General features: G+C 47.5%; 15 protein-coding genes. 11 read left to right on the top strand and 4 right to left on the bottom strand.

All coding sequences use genetic code 11. The annotated features are described in order from the left end of the window. Window positions 1-77 precede the first annotated feature (77 nt). On the top strand, window positions 78-1,670 hold the full coding sequence (locus tag LEPBO_RS0114480; protein WP_197693264.1) for an iron uptake porin: 1,593 nt from the start codon (window positions 78-80) through the stop codon (window positions 1,668-1,670). A 94-nt stretch (window positions 1,671-1,764) separates the two neighbouring features. Here LEPBO_RS0114480 and dacB read toward each other — a convergent pair whose 3' ends face one another. Beyond that, window positions 1,765-3,222 carry a D-alanyl-D-alanine carboxypeptidase/D-alanyl-D-alanine endopeptidase gene (gene dacB / locus LEPBO_RS0114475; protein ID WP_017288300.1) on the bottom strand — a complete coding sequence of 486 codons (1,458 nt, stop codon included), beginning with the start codon at window positions 3,220-3,222 and terminating at the stop codon, window positions 1,765-1,767. Window positions 3,223-3,337: 115 nt separating this feature from the next. On the opposite strand from dacB, the gene LEPBO_RS0114470 reads away from it, so the two are divergent. The 3 genes from LEPBO_RS0114470 (at window position 3,338) to LEPBO_RS0114460 (ending at window position 5,685) form a co-directional block, all read left to right on the top strand. Beyond that, window positions 3,338-3,982, top strand: coding sequence for a hypothetical protein (locus LEPBO_RS0114470; RefSeq protein ID WP_017288299.1), 645 nt, complete (start codon window positions 3,338-3,340; stop codon window positions 3,980-3,982). 95 nt (window positions 3,983-4,077) lie between these two features. Beyond that, window positions 4,078-4,680, top strand: a complete 603-nt coding sequence (locus LEPBO_RS0114465) for a DUF1517 domain-containing protein (protein WP_017288298.1) — start codon at window positions 4,078-4,080, stop codon at window positions 4,678-4,680. 114 nt (window positions 4,681-4,794) lie between these two features. After that, window positions 4,795-5,685, top strand: a complete 891-nt coding sequence (locus LEPBO_RS0114460; protein ID WP_017288297.1) for a hypothetical protein — start codon at window positions 4,795-4,797, stop codon at window positions 5,683-5,685. A 57-nt stretch (window positions 5,686-5,742) separates the two neighbouring features. Here the strand turns inward: LEPBO_RS0114460 and LEPBO_RS0114455 are convergent, their stop codons facing one another. The 3 genes from LEPBO_RS0114455 to LEPBO_RS0114445 form a co-directional block, all read right to left on the bottom strand. After that, window positions 5,743-7,218, bottom strand: a complete 1,476-nt coding sequence (locus LEPBO_RS0114455) for an iron uptake porin (protein ID WP_017288296.1) — start codon at window positions 7,216-7,218, stop codon at window positions 5,743-5,745. 63 nt (window positions 7,219-7,281) lie between these two features. Further along, complete coding sequence (gloA, locus tag LEPBO_RS0114450) at window positions 7,282-7,710, bottom strand: lactoylglutathione lyase (RefSeq protein WP_017288295.1); 429 nt, start codon at window positions 7,708-7,710, stop codon at window positions 7,282-7,284. Between the two features lie 10 nt (window positions 7,711-7,720). Then, window positions 7,721-8,368 (bottom strand): CIA30 family protein, encoded by a 648-nt coding sequence (locus LEPBO_RS0114445; protein WP_017288294.1) that lies wholly within the window; start codon window positions 8,366-8,368, stop codon window positions 7,721-7,723. A 363-nt stretch (window positions 8,369-8,731) separates the two neighbouring features. Between LEPBO_RS0114445 and LEPBO_RS0114440 the strand changes: the two genes are divergently transcribed. The 7 genes from LEPBO_RS0114440 (at window position 8,732) to LEPBO_RS0114410 (ending at window position 14,793) form a co-directional block, all read left to right on the top strand. Next, the gene (locus tag LEPBO_RS0114440; protein WP_017288293.1) at window positions 8,732-9,706 is read left to right on the top strand and encodes a sterol desaturase family protein; all 975 of its coding nucleotides are present in this window, start codon (window positions 8,732-8,734) and stop codon (window positions 9,704-9,706) included. Between the two features lie 99 nt (window positions 9,707-9,805). After that, on the top strand, window positions 9,806-10,117 hold the full coding sequence (locus LEPBO_RS0114435; RefSeq protein WP_017288292.1) for a PqqD family protein: 312 nt from the start codon (window positions 9,806-9,808) through the stop codon (window positions 10,115-10,117). A gap of 50 nt (window positions 10,118-10,167) precedes the next feature. Then, complete coding sequence (locus LEPBO_RS0114430) at window positions 10,168-11,355, top strand: glycosyltransferase (RefSeq protein ID WP_017288291.1); 1,188 nt, start codon at window positions 10,168-10,170, stop codon at window positions 11,353-11,355. A gap of 93 nt (window positions 11,356-11,448) precedes the next feature. Continuing rightward, entirely contained in the window at window positions 11,449-11,607 is a 159-nt protein-coding gene (locus LEPBO_RS43340) for a hypothetical protein (protein ID WP_017288290.1), read from the top strand. A 140-nt stretch (window positions 11,608-11,747) separates the two neighbouring features. After that, window positions 11,748-12,809, top strand: a complete 1,062-nt coding sequence (locus tag LEPBO_RS37110) for a hypothetical protein (RefSeq protein ID WP_017288289.1) — start codon at window positions 11,748-11,750, stop codon at window positions 12,807-12,809. A gap of 5 nt (window positions 12,810-12,814) precedes the next feature. Continuing rightward, window positions 12,815-13,846, top strand: a complete 1,032-nt coding sequence (locus tag LEPBO_RS40070; protein ID WP_017288288.1) for a glycosyltransferase — start codon at window positions 12,815-12,817, stop codon at window positions 13,844-13,846. A 2-nt stretch (window positions 13,847-13,848) separates the two neighbouring features. Beyond that, the gene (locus tag LEPBO_RS0114410; protein WP_017288287.1) at window positions 13,849-14,793 is read left to right on the top strand and encodes an NAD-dependent epimerase/dehydratase family protein; all 945 of its coding nucleotides are present in this window, start codon (window positions 13,849-13,851) and stop codon (window positions 14,791-14,793) included. The last annotated feature ends 7 nt before the right edge of the window (window positions 14,794-14,800 follow it).

Below are 14,800 nucleotides of genomic sequence, written 5' to 3'. Positions count from 1 at the left end.
GTATTGGCATCGCTTTTTCTCCTTCAGTTCTAGCCGCACCAATTGAGCAGCCGTCGGAAGATAGTGTAAATGAAGACATGTCTTCATCCCTGAAGTCGATCACTGCCGTATCAGAACTTTCCCAGGTTCAGCCTACTGATTGGGCATTTCAAGCGGTACAATCTCTGGCGGAACGCTACAAGTGCATAGAGGGTTATCCCGATCGCAATTTTCAAGGCAATCGAGCACTGACTCGTTACGAATTTGCTGCGGGATTGAACGCCTGCATCAATCGATTGAATCAGATACTTGAAACAGCAGCGGCTGACTTAGTACGGGCAGAGGATCTAACTGTACTCCAACGACTTCAGCAAGATTTTGCAGCAGAGCTTGCAATGCTTCGTGAAAAGGTAGGTCAACTAGAAGAACGGACTCTAGCACTCGAAAAGCAACAATTTTCGACAACGACCAAACTCACGGGTGAAGTCATCTTCGCGCTGACGGATGTGTTGACGGGCGACGATAATCAAACGCGCGTCACTCAAGCGACATCAGATACTACTCCAACTCAAAATGCTGTTCTTGCGAATCGGGTGCGCTTAAACTTTGACACCAGTTTTTTAGGCACAGATCTACTCAGACTCCGGTTTCAATCCGGTAACTTTGATATTCCTGGCTTTACGATCGCAGCTCAACCTGGCTTTCCAAATCGGGAAGGCATCCAAACGTTTAATGTCATCCGTCCTTTCCCCAACACTCAAAGCTGCTGTGTTCCCTCTATCTCTCCAAACCCAACAGCGACCCCTGGAGCCATTTATCTCAGTTCTCTTCTCTATCGCTTTCCCGTTGGAAAGACAACGAAAGTGGCTGTGATTGCGAATGGAGGGGAACATGCAGATTATGTACCTACTTTAAATCCTTACTTTGAAGACTTTGATGGGGGCAATGGCTCTCTCTCTACTTTTGGGCAACGTAGTCCAATCTACCGAATGGGCAGTAGTTTTGGTTCGGGCGTTGGCATTACGACTCAACTCAATCGAGTCTTAGAATTCTCTCTCGGCTATCTAGCAAACGGAACAGGTAATTTCCCAGGTCAGTATGGAGGCTTTCTAGATGGAAGCTTTTCAGCACTGGCACAATTGACGATTACACCCAGTGATCGCTTCTCATTGGGATTGACCTACAATTACACCTACCTCACAGCAATTACTAACACGAATTTCGCTGAGGTTACAGGGACAAAACTGACGACTGCCAATACTTTTGTGCCTGAAGACACTTACAATAATTCCTTTGGAGTCGCAGCAACCTTTCGGGTGAGTCCCAGAATTGTGATCAATGGATGGGTAACGACAACGAATGGTCGCGATTTTACGATTCCTAGAGGATCATCGGATTACTATTACACTTGGTCTTATGCACTAGCATTCGCATTTCCAGACCTAGGGAAAAAAGGAAATCTGGGCGGGATCGTACTAGGAGTTGAGCCTTATCTCACAGGATTTTATCTGGATGGAGCACGTGTTCCTTTCCAGCAAGCCTTTCCATTCCGTGTTGAAGGCTTTTACAAGCACCAGTTGACGGATAATCTTTCTATCACCGGAGGTCTAATTTGGTTGACTGCACCGAATCAATCTAATGAGAATCCTGATGTTGTGATTGGAACTTTACGGGGAACATTTCTGTTCTAGTACCATTTCAATTCATCCGTGCTAGTAGTTCAGTAGGTTGATTGTGGGGAGTGGGGAAATGAATGCGATCGCTGTTGCATCAAGATCATTCAACTTAGCAAGATTTCAATCGTGCTAGTATTGCCACAATTTCACTGATTGCAGTTCGTTGGGCTGTAAAATCTTGTGCGTTATTGATGATGATGCTAAATGCGATCGGGGAATAACGGGGCGGAGTAATATACCCAGATAGCGCTGTTGCTCCGGTTAAAGTTCCCGTTTTGGCTTGGGTGATGCCTCTTGCTGGATGATCTTGAAATCGACCTGCTAATGTCCCGGTTTCTCCACCGATCGCTAAAGATTCTCGAAAATATTTTGCTTCTGGTTGCTGGAGCATGACTTGGAGTAACTTCACAAAAGCCGCAGGTGTACTCCAATTTTTTCTCGACAATCCGGCTGCGTCTTCGAGTTCAATCTCGTTCGATTCAATACCCAAACGGCTTAATCGCACAGCGACAGTTGCTAGCCCTTTCTCTAAAACCGTGCGACCCTCTGCCTGTGGGTTCTTTGCTCCAATCGTCCTCAGCAGTGCTTCTGCAAAGAGGTTATTACTATTCGTATTCGTTTCTTTCACCAATTCACTCAAAGGCGGCGAATCAATTCCTGCAACCTCAATTCCAAACGGTCGCATTGCTTGATCACTAATCTGCGATCGCGCGACTGAGATCTTCTCTTCCTGAAGAAATCGCACCAACTGCCGCAGAAAATACTGGTTCGGGTTCGGAACCGCGATCGCCCAGAGATCGGGCTTCGCTCCAACTTGCAACTGCCCCTCGACTTTCAAAATCGACTGGCTCAAATCTCGCTGAATTTGCAAAAATTCTTTGGTCTTTGTCTCGACCGTTCGAGAGCGATTATCGATTTGCCAGTACTGCGCCTGCGTTGGATCGTCCCATTTTAATTGCAACGGTTGTCCAACGGCTTGCGGTATCACCTGAAAGCCTAAACTGTTCTGATTCAAAATCAAACTATTGACAGGCACCGCGTAAGGCGCTTGGATATCTCCGACTGCCCAACTGGAAATCAAACTATCCTGTCCAAAATAACTATCCTCGATCGTCAATTCTGCAATTCGCTGAATCCCGCGCCGCTTCAACTGCTGCACCATTTCTTTCAACTGTTGATCGCTCAAACTCGGATCGCCTCGCCCGACTAATCGTAACCGCCATCCATTTGCAGTCGGCGTACCATACACCGAAGTGCGAATCCGAAAATTAGGACTGAACTCTTTCAGCGCGATCGCCGTCGTGAACAGCTTCATATTAGAAGCCGGAATAAAAAAGCGATCGGCATCTCGGCGATAAAGCGTCTGGCGACTGTCCAGCGTCTGAATCATCACCCCAAATCTGGATCGGGCAAACTCTGGACGATTGACGATCGCATCAATTTGCGGAGTTAATTGTTGCGAGCAAATTGCCCCCGATTCGGCACGCAAACTTGTCGTGAACCCTGTCAGACCCAGAAAAAACCATCCTAGTAGACTAATAATCAATCGCTGAGAGAACACGGTCATGACGATTTTGCAACAACAATTCACGGTAGATATCGGTGAAATCTCCCCTTAGTACAGTGCGGAAGTTTATCTTTCACCAATAGAATTGAAGCACAATCTTCAAAGAGTGATCATTATGGTGCAAGAACGTGATCTTCGACCCCGGAAAATGCAGGAGTCAGATCTCGATCGTCCACTTGGCGATCGCCCGATCCCGCCGATGCGGCATGAAAATTCCGGCACCCCTTTAAGCGATATTCTCTCAGGGTTAGCGTTACTCATATCGCTGATTGCATTTTTTCTCAGTGCCTACGCGGTGATTCAAGTCAGACGGCAATCTTCTGTTCAACCGCAATCGTCGAATCCGTCTGTAAGCCGTCCATTGTTGCCCTTTCTGTCCCAACCGCAGCAGGTTACACAGGGTCAATTTATCCAACCAACTGAAGACCGTTCTGCTCAGGTTGAACTGTTATCTGCAACGCGCGGCTCGTCGAATTCAGCCACGATTCAACTGCAAGTGCGTCGGCTTGATCGCCCAGTCACTGCGGCTCCGACTATCAATCTTGCCAATGCGATCGCGCTCAATTCCCGCACAAATGAGCAGTATCCAGTCATTCAGACACCCGCCTCTAATAATCAATTCATCAGTCTAAGTAACTTGCGTCCTGGATCAAGCCTGAACACTTCGGTGACGCTCCGAGTTCCTGATACGCTCGATCGCATTGATCTCGATATTCCAAATGTCCGTGTATTTCGCAATGTACCAATTTCGATTAGCTAATCTCCCAGGTGCAAAGATTTCAACCTGGGATAGAAATTTCTGTTTCTAGGGCGGTTTATCATTCTGAAAGATTTTAGACTGGGGACGCATTGATTATGAGTTCATGGCGCGATCGCTTCAATCAATTCACAGGCAGAAGTCGCTTTGTCGTCTGCCGTATTTTTATCCATTTGGCGGGGGATGAAGTCGCGCCATTGTTAGGCGTGTTGAACCAAGCAGGTCGAGATGCGATCGCGTCAGAGGGCGATTTACATACCCTCGGCGAAGGGTTAGTTGAAATTTGTCAAAGTTTATTGCAGTACCAAACCTACTGGCGATCGGCAGCCAATGAAGGCGATGCAATTCGGGATGAAGGCGAAGCAGGCGACTACGTGAACGAATTATTTACCGATTCGGCTCAACGCTATCTCAGTGCCCCTGAGCTTGAAAGTGCGGAAACCTCACCTGACGAATTGACGTTACCCGTCACGCAGAATCTAGTCGTGATGATTACGATCGCAGCAGAGGGAGAAGCTCCTGAACTCGAAACGGATTTAGCGGATTTGCGGGCACTGCAAGCTGGACTGAAAGCGATCATCAATTTGCACTACCAAGAACGTCTCCGAGCCGTTCAAGTTCATTTCTCTCCCTCTCGTTTGGGTGACGAACTTAGCACCGATCAGCTTATAGAATTTTTTCCAGAACTGATTCCCCTTTAGAATCGGAAGGTAAAGAACGGGGGAATAGGGGCACGGGGCAAAAGGTAATTTCTCCCCACTCCCCCACTCCCCACTCCCCCACCTCTGAGACTCTAGAACGGTACTGAAACACCCATGTTTATCTCCATTAACCTCGCTCGATCGATGATGCGAAAATTTCTTGCCCTCTCTATGTCGGTAGCTTTATGTTGGACTGCAGTTGGCTGTAGCAGTTCTTCTTTAGGCGATCCTCAACGTCCGCAAGATCGCCCCGCTGCAACCACTCGTGCGGATCAAAAATTGCCCAATGGTCAGTTTGGGGTTCAGCAAGCCACGTTTGATGATGGCACAGGCGAGTATACGGTTCTTCTCAGAGATACGCCTGCTGGAGTCAATTCGGCGTTTAGAACTGAAAATTTGAAGCTAGCTCAATTGACTCCAGACGAGGTAAAAGCAGGTCAAAAAGCTTACCTCAAGTCTGAAAACGGGGAAGTGTCGCTGCATATTCCTGAAGAGTTCAAAATTGAGTACGTCCATAACGTTACCGAGAATGTCACTGATCCCCAAACGGGTCGGACTGAAACGGTGGTTGTGCGCCAAGAGCCGAGTTTCTGGTCTCCGTTTGCAGGGGCTTTAGCAGGTCAAGCGATCGGGAGTTTACTCTTCCGTCCTCAGTACTATGTGCCGCCCTTCTATCAGCCAGGTGTGCCTTTGACAGGATTTGGTGGTTATGGTTCTTCTTACGGTCAAGCGGTGAATCGCTACCAAGAACGCTATCGCTCTGCACCTGTGGTTGAACGAAATCGACAAGTCTTCCGTTCAACGGGTCGAATCGGTTCTCCAGGATTGAATAATCCGCGCGTGCGCCGCCCGGCGATTAATCGCGATCGCCCAACCGGATCGGGATACGGAACCAGCACCCTTCGTCGATCGAATCGCTCCACTCCAAGCCGAGTCAATCGCCCAGGTGGATTTGGCAGCGGAACGCGATCTCGTTCGTCGTTCGGTAGCGGCAGAAGGCGTTAAAGATTTGGTAAGCCCTCGATTATCGGGGGCTTTTTCGTAATGCAATTCACGACCAACCTAAAACTCATACAACACCCGCAACGACCACTCTAAAATCGTCGGACTCGCCCGATTATTCGGATTCGATACGACCGTAACAGAAGGACTGATATTCAAGCGATCGTTGAGCAACAGACCAAAGAATGCTTCAAAATTCGTCTGAGTCTTATTGCCTAAGCGATCGCTAATAAATGGCTGTCCAACAGCAAGTCCAGCTTTCGATCCGGGAATTAAAAAGTTCTGAAACGAAACCCCTAACGCCCAAGTTTTTGGATTGAGGTCTAAATCTTGTTGGAGAATGGAGTTAAAGCCTTCATAGCTCCCAATTCCCAATCGCCCAAATATTCCAAACACTCCGAATCGCCTTTGAATCGCCCATTCTGCGCTTAAACCAGCCGCATTGATCTGCGTGCCATTAATATCAGCATGAGTGTACTGGGCGCGAACGGTGATCGGTTGATTTGGAATCGTATATTCAGCTTCGAGACTGGCTTGATAGCGGTCTTGAAACAATCCTGTGGTTGCAGAATCGGCAGCAGCGTACAGTCCTCGAATCACCAATGCTCGATTCGCATTCCAAGCAATTGCCGCACCAGCTCCCCCAAAGCGATCGATTTCATTCTGCACAATCAAAGGATTGTTCGCGAAAAAGCTCGACCCAAAGTTTTGCCCGGATTGGTTCGCAAACTGATTGCGATCGATAAAATCGCTAGGCGGCAAATTTGATCCGACTGAAACCTGCAAATTCTCACTTGGGCGAAACGAATAGTAGAGTTTGCGAATCTTTAATTCACGCGGAACTCCCACAGCATCGAGTCCGCCACCATCTGCCAAAATTCCATTTGTTCCTAGTAAGTTTTGCCGCTCGTCGTGTGCTTTGGAAATTGCATCTCGCCCATCATTTCCGGCTTGGAGTTGCGTCACTAACACATCGTTCCCTTGAAAGCTGGTGAGTAAGTTTAACCGCACGCGAGACAGCAATGTTGCCTGATCATTTGTGCCATTCGTCACACCGTAATAAACTTGCCCGCTCAGCTTTGTCGTTGTCGAAAATTGCTGACGTTCGACTGTAGCTGTCCGATTGTCCAGGTCATCAACGCGCGATCGTAGCTGCGATAAGGCTTCTCCATAAGCGGCAACCACGCGGCGAATTGTTTGCATATCTTCTGCGATCGTATTGGCTGAATTGCCTGCAATTAATTGTTCTTCAATTCGACCGATGACATTTGCGATCGCGGCTGCAAATTCATTCCGAGTCAGAGGACGATTGCCGCGAAAGGTGCGATCTGGATAGCCGGAGAGAATTCCATAACGCTCGACTAAGGATTTAACCGCTTGATATGCCCAATCGCTAGGACGAATATCGGTCAATTCTGAAACAGTCGTGACTTGCTCCATTGGCTCGCTCGGCTCATCGGAAACGGGCTGCGATCGCGCTGGCAAAACGGCGGTTGCAAGGATTATACCGATACAGATCCAATTCAACTCTTTCACAGACTCACTCCTCAGACGGGCTGCCAAACTTAGTTATAGCAGCCCTCTGAACCCGAGCGCGCTTTAAGCGTTCGCAGTTGCCTCCTTTTTCTCTGAAGTTGATCCTTGTGTTCCAAGCTGAATCAATTCGATCTTGTACCCATTCGGATCTTCAACAAAGGCAATCACAGTAGAGCCATGTTTCATTGGACCAGGTTGCCGCGTTACTTTTCCGCCACGCGCGGCGATCGCCTCACAGGTTGCGTAAATATCATCGACCCCGATCGCAATATGACCGTAAGCATCGCCTAAGTCATACTGCTCTTTTCCCCAGTTGTAGGTGAGTTCGATGACGGTGTGATCTGCTTCTTCGCCATAGCCGACAAACGCTAAAGTAAATTCGCCGCCGGGATAATCTTTTTTGCGTAAGAGTTTCATTCCGAGCGTGTCGCAGTAGAATTTCAGCGACTCGTCTAAGTTTCCAACTCGTAGCATCGTGTGTAATAACCGCATCAACTTTCTCCTAGTAGGCAGCGATCGACAAAATTTCTAAGCGAAATGTCCCAGGATTAAATCTGGGATTCAACGCTCCATCATATTCAAATTTACTCAGCATCAGTTGAAACGACCGAAGATGTTCAGTCGCCAGTCTGGCATTTAGAACGGTCTTTGCCCGGAACACTGGAACCGTCTGGGCAAAAGGAATTTGAATCGTCATCCATTCGCCAGCAACAGTATCAAACGAGTAAGAATAACCTGTACTATCCCACCCATCACTATCGCGGATGAGAAATTTATAGCGATTGCCGTCACCTTTGATCCGCAGTTCAACTCCGGATCTATTCGATAAATCCAGGGGTGGATCAAAATTGCGTGTCCGAACTGAGGCAAATCCTCCAGAATTCTCGATCGAGACATTGCCTGTAAAAACAGCAACACCCCCCTCAAGACGGATGCCACTATTACTAACACCGCCCATCACGACATCATCAAGTGCCCCCCAAGTATTTTTCAAATCTGTTGCTGAATCGTTGAAGTCGAAGAGAACAGTTTCATTTGAGGTCAAAGGTTTGGGGCGTGGTTGAAACATGTTTTGTAGCCAGCTAACGACGGGTATCGCTTCAAAATACTCTAATGTTTGCACAAATCGACCAAGATCCCACTGAGCCATGATATTCACCAAATGAAGAGGCTTTCCCCTACTCTAGCGAGCAAAATTGAGAAATTCTACATCATATTTCAGTAGGATTATCGCCCTCAGTATTGTCAGCCTTTTTCCTTAGATCTACCGAATTGGGTGAGTTGCGCTACGCCTTTGCAGAGAATTTGTTGATTGTGGATGACTACACTAGGTTTTTATGCTACATATTCCTTTATGTATTTACATCAGGTGTGAAGTTTAACTGATTGTCCATACGATTCGTTAGCACCACAATTTGCTGTTCTGTAGGACAAGCAAATTGTGGTGCAGATTTTGGGGACTCTACCGTATTGCTTTGTCATTCTGTCTACTCGGTAGTTGATTCTCCGTATTATGCAAAAGCGAGATCGCTTGGTTCGGCTCAATCTCCAAAAGCACGGGCTTCTAGTGCTAGTAGGGTTAGTTTGTATTTTGTACTGGCAAAAAGCTACTGGGTTGTATTTTCTACTACAGCTAAAACCGATCACAATTTGGCTGTTGAGCAATCTTAAAGCCGCGATCAAGACCAGTATGACTGAAGTCATCTTCAATCCGATATTTTATGGAATGACCGCAGCGATTTTGCTGCTGGAGCGGCTCTTCCCGGTAGAGCCAAAGCAGAAAACCTTTTCGATTGGACTATTGCAAGATTCAATCTGGCTGCTTGGAAGCTTTGTGATGCGATTCTGTTGGATAGCGCCTTGCACGATGGGGATAGATTGGCTTTACACAAAGCTACTAGGAAATTGGGGCATCAATCTACCACAACTGCTGGCTTTACCCGATTGGTTGCGGTTTATTTTGTCGATAATTTTTGCAGATTTTGTTACCTGGCTGAGTCATCTTCTGATGCATCAGCATTCATTCCTGTGGCGGTTTCATGTCATTCATCACTCCCAGGCACAGCTCAATCTATTCACCTCTTTGCGGGTTCATCCTGGGGAAATGTTACTGAGATATCCAATCTTGGTTCTTCCATGGTATCTATTTGCAATTCCCTATCCCGGGCAAATGTACTATATCTTCTTTTACAACTGGTATGGGCGTTTTTGTCATTCCGGAATTCGCTGTAACATGGGTTGGCTAAAGCATATTTTTGTCACACCGCAATATCATCGCGTTCATCACTCGATCGAACTGCGCCAACATAATCAGAACTATGGCTCTCTCCTGACCATCTGGGATTTTTTGTTTGGTACTCAACATCACGATACTCAGGATTATCCAGGAACGGGAATTGATGATCCACAATTTCCGATCGCACAAAAATTCACGCTTCCCAGCGTCGTTAGAACCTATTGGGCGCAAATCCTTTATCCGTTTCATTAGGGGTTGGGGATCTTTCCTCTGAACAAACGGTTCAATCCATCCGGACGTATAAAAAAATGTAAGTAGATTTACTTGTACCAATTACTCTTGAGCCTTCCAATGCTAAACAGCAGCCATATCAAACCGCAAATTCTGCCAGATCATGCTGTGGCGCTTGTTCCTCATATTTTGATGCAAGATGTAGCGGATGAGACAGCCTTGTTGAATCTGCAAACTGAAAAGTACTTCAGTCAAAATGCAATAGCAACCGAGATGCTTTCAGTGTTAACGGAGTCGGATTCGATCGCGGCGGCGTATGATTTGCTGTTAGAGCGTTATGAAGTTACACCAGAGCGGTTGAAGCAGGATCTCCTGAGCTTCATCGAACAGCTACTGAAGGCTGAATTAATTGAACTGCAAATGCGAACCTGAGCAAGTGAAAGTATTTCTGTTGAAGTTCACAATCTTTACCTTCATTCACGATGCGAATTTTAGTTGTTTCTTCCGGAGGGATTGCGGCAGAGCGCCCAGTTCAATGGCTGGTTGCGGCAGGACACCAGGTTTGCCTTGTGAGCGATGGCGATTTTTTTCCAAACCATCACCCAGAGAACTATCGCTTTTTTCAGGCTCAAAAGCTGATTGAAACTTGGATAGATGAAACCACGATCGATGATCAAGCGACAGAACATCGCATGGCGATCAAATTAGCTCCTCGCTTACGCGAAATTGCTACTGAGTTTCAACCAGATGTGATCCATACAAATGGCATTGGTTGGTATGCGTATAGCTGTGCGTTAGCGGGCTTGCATCCACTTGTTGTCTCAGCCTGGGGGTTTCTAAATTTTCTGCTATATGACCGAGTAGACGAACACTCGGAACTAGGCAAATTTGTGCTGAAGCACACTGATCTGCTGATTGTAGAAAACCCGAAGTTAGTCGAACCCTCTCAAGCGCTCCTACCGCCAGGTGCCGAGATTGCACTTTTGCCACTGGGAGTAGACACTGCCCGATTTCATCGCGGGGCAACGCGCGACCTGAAAAAGTGGAAACAAGATTTGCTGAAAGTTGCGCCAGACACCTTCATATTTCTGTCGCCACGCGGACTGGGACGCGGCTATGGGCAGGAATATATTATGCAAGCCTATATACTGGCTTATCCTCATTTCCAGCAGTCTACACAGTTGGTGATGTGTGGAATGGGTCGATCAACTCAGCAGGATGTGCAAGAAGTATACAAGGAAGTTTGCCAACAGGCGGAAGCTGCCAATCTCAGGGAGCATCTGCACTGGTTACCTCACTTTCCCCATCTCTGGATGCCAACACTGTATAACTTGGCAGATGTGGTCGTGAACTATTTGGGGGCTGATGCTTTTCCTTCAACATTGCTTGAAGCAGCCGCTTGCGAATGTACGATTATTAGCTCAGATTTACCGGCCTATCGGGGCACGATTTTTGAGCAGATTTGTACATTGACTGCACCAAGGCATCCACAAGCACTGGCTGAAACGATGATTCAGGTCGCAAACCAATCGTTGGCGGAGCACCAGGAACATTGCGATCGCATTCGCCAACAGGTCATCGAGCAGTTTGACGAAGCGATATGGAAACAGCGATTTCTTCAGACGCTAGAACAGGTGGGACAACAGACAGCACTTGCTCAAGCAGTTTAATCAGCGTGCGCTTCATTCCATACGCCTCAATACGAGTTTCAGGAATTGTGATCTACCCACGTCAATCGAACAACAACAGAGGAACTTCTTCAAATGTCTAACAACAACAAGCAAACCTATTGCTCTCCGCAGCTCGTTGAACACGGCACAATCGCTGGACTGACTCACCAAGTCGTTGGAAGCGGTGGCATTTCGACGACAGCCGCACCGACAACTGCGCCGACAACTTCCGGACCTATCTTGCCGCTCTAATGCTGTTATCTTGGCTTGTACCAGGGTAAGGAGTGATCTGCGGGTGCTTCTGGCGATCGCAGATCACTCCTCGAATCGCATTTCCATGAGATAGAGATCCGCCTGCGTCTTGCTCAACCTTTATCCCACTTATCTGTCCTATGCTCAATTCTGATCGCCTGTATTGTTATTCAGTCTACGGCTGTCAGTTTGTTACCCAGAGATCGCTTCCTGGTTTACCCATCTTGCCTGCCCGTACTGCCTTGCAAGATCCAATTCGAGTGAATTTGCTAGGCACAGCGACTGCTGATTATGCCTTTGTGCAACCGAGCTATTGGCAAGCTTCAGACACCAGTGATCAACAAGAGGGCTTGTATTTGTGGCAGACCCAGCGACCAGATGGCATTTACTCACGCCTACGATCCTATGAGGGAGGCGATCGGCTGGATTTTGTGATCAATCCCACTGGGACTGAAGTTTGGGGCTTTTGGTCACACGAAGACCTGTTTCAAGATGCTGTATCGATGCTGTTAGGGGCAGTGTTGGGGCATGTTTTGCGGCTGCGCAATGTGATTTGCCTCCATGCCAGCGTGGTGGAAATTGCCGATCGCGCGATCGCGCTAGTCGGTGAGTCGGGGGCTGGGAAATCGACCACTGCTGCTGCCTTCGCTCTACGAGGATACAGCGTTCTCAGTGATGATATTGCTGCGCTGACTTGGATGAATCAGCAATTCTGGGTGCAGCCTGGATATCCTGCTTTGCGGTTGTGGAGTCCCTCGCTGGATGCGCTACAAGTTTCTACCTCTAAACTGCGACGGGTTGCTAACCGCTGGGATAAACGACTGCTAGACCTGAGTACTCAGATGGAGAACGATACAAATCCTAGTATTGCCACCCAGTCCAAACCTCAAAGCTTTACTGCACACCCCTTACCTCTGAGCGCTGTGTATGTGCTCACAGAACGAGATCCGCAGCTGACCCAAGTAAGGATTGATCCTCTTACCCCGATCGCAGCCCTCCATCAGTTACTTACCCATGCTTACGGGCGATCGATCTTATCGAGATCGGGGCAACAAGCAGAACTGCAACATCTTACTCGGATTGCGCAAACTCTACCAATTCGTAAACTCTATCGTCCAGATGATTTGTACCAGCTTGATCATCTCTGTGCTGCGATTACCCATGATTTAGAGCAATCGCGATCGCTGTGTAACCCTCACTAAAACTTATGAGCGAATGTGTCACCTGGTTAATTCCTGTCAAAAATGGGATGCCTTACCTGCCCGAAACTCTAGCCTCGATCGAGGCACAAACTTACGAAAACTGGGAAGTTTTAATTTGGGACAATGGTTCAACTGATGGCACGTTGGAAGAACTAGAAAAATGGGTTCCTGAACGCTTACCGGGTCGAGTGGTGACAAATGATCCGTGTGGGGTTGGAGGTTCCTTAGCCAAAATGGTTGAAGCATCCAACACAGAACTATGCGCTCGAATTGATGCCGACGATATCAATGTGCCACAACGCCTGGAAACACAACTTTCGTATTTAATCGCTCATCCGGATGTTGCTGTGGTTGGCAGTTCTATGTATCTCATCCACCAAGATACAGGGTTCAATGAACTCTATCCTAGACCGACTCACCCTGAGGACATTGTAAACTACCTGATCAGCGTTAACAGTATGGCGCATCCATCTGTCATGTTTAGACGGTCAGCCATCTTAGAGGTGGGTAACTATCGAGAACGACCGGGTGTCGAAGATTATGATCTTTGGCTAAGAGTTGCCACAAAATATAAGCTCGCCAATTTAGAGTTACCGCTCATCTACTACCGCATTCGGAGCAATAGTGAAACGGCAACATACATTGGTCAAGGAACGTTGAAAGCCTTAACTGATGATTGTTTTGTTCAAAATGCACCTTTACTGTTTGGCTGCACAGAAGATGAAGCGAGATTATTGCGAGAAAACCGTCATCCAATCGCTGCTCTAGCACTCTGTAAAACTGCATTCTACTTGCACAAAACCCAGGGTGGCGGAATCTTCGATCGACTCCGCTCTGCTTCCTTTATCGGAGCCGGTACGATGCGGCTCTCGCCAAGTGACTGGGGTTCAAGAATTGCGATCGCGCTTTTAAGCTCTCTCAGCATTAATCGAGTCAAACACAACATCAAGCAGTGGATTAAAGCGCGTCTTCATCCTGAGCAGTTCGTGTTTCTGTCTGCCTTGCGCCACTTTCTAAAACAACAAAAAGGATACTGAAGATGCGCTTTATCGTTACTGGTGGAGCTGGATTTATTGGCTCTCACGTCACCGAAGAACTCTTAACACAAGGACATTCTGCAATTGTTGTCGATAATCTGATGACTGGATCGCTGAAAAATCTATCTTCACATCCACAATTATCAGTCCTACAAAAAGATATTTTGCGCTGTCAACCGATTGATTTTTCCGGCAAAATTGATGGTCTTGTCCACTTGGCTGCAACCCCTTCAGTCATGGACTCATGGCTTCATTCAACTCAGTCTCATCACAATAACCTTTCGAGCATTATTGCAGTGATCAATCTCTGTCAAGCGTTATCGATTCCCAAACTCGTTTTTGCGAGTTCAGCCGCCGTTTATGGCAATCTGTCCGCGACTTCTATTTCTGAAGAACACGCGATCGCGCCTATTTCTCCCTACGGGCTACAAAAATTAGCCAGTGAACAATATGGGCGTTTATTTGCTGAGCGCTGCGGATTTTCCTTTGTAGGATTGCGGTTGTTCAATGTGTTTGGCGATCGACAGGCTCCCCATTCTTCCTACTCTGGAGTCATCTCGCAGTTTATTCAAGCGATGCAGCAGGGAGTACCGCTTACAGTTTACGGCGATGGCACTCAAACTCGCGACTTTGTCTATGTTAAAGATGTTGCTCAAGCCTTTGTGCAAGCCTTACAAGCTCCACTGGCTCCCGGATCGTCGCTTGTGTGTAACATTGGTACGGGAAAGGCGACCTCACTTTTACAACTGATCGACTGGCTGAGGTTAAGTTTTCCCAATTACCAAGCAGGAATGCAGTTTGCCGCTGCGCGACCCGGTGATATTCAATACTCTCAAGCCGAGATCATGCTAGCCCGAACCGCGTTGAATTTTCATCCTCAATGGAGCACTAAACAAGGTCTGCGATCGCTGCTCCACAGTTTCGACTTTGCCTCGATCGCAGCTTAGAATCGAT

The sequence above is a fragment of the Leptolyngbya boryana PCC 6306 genome, assembly GCF_000353285.1.
GTDB lineage: Bacteria > Cyanobacteriota > Cyanobacteriia > Leptolyngbyales > Leptolyngbyaceae > Leptolyngbya > Leptolyngbya boryana.
The sequence above is the reverse complement of the archived record's forward strand: the minus strand, read 5'-3'. Positions and strand labels throughout refer to the sequence as shown.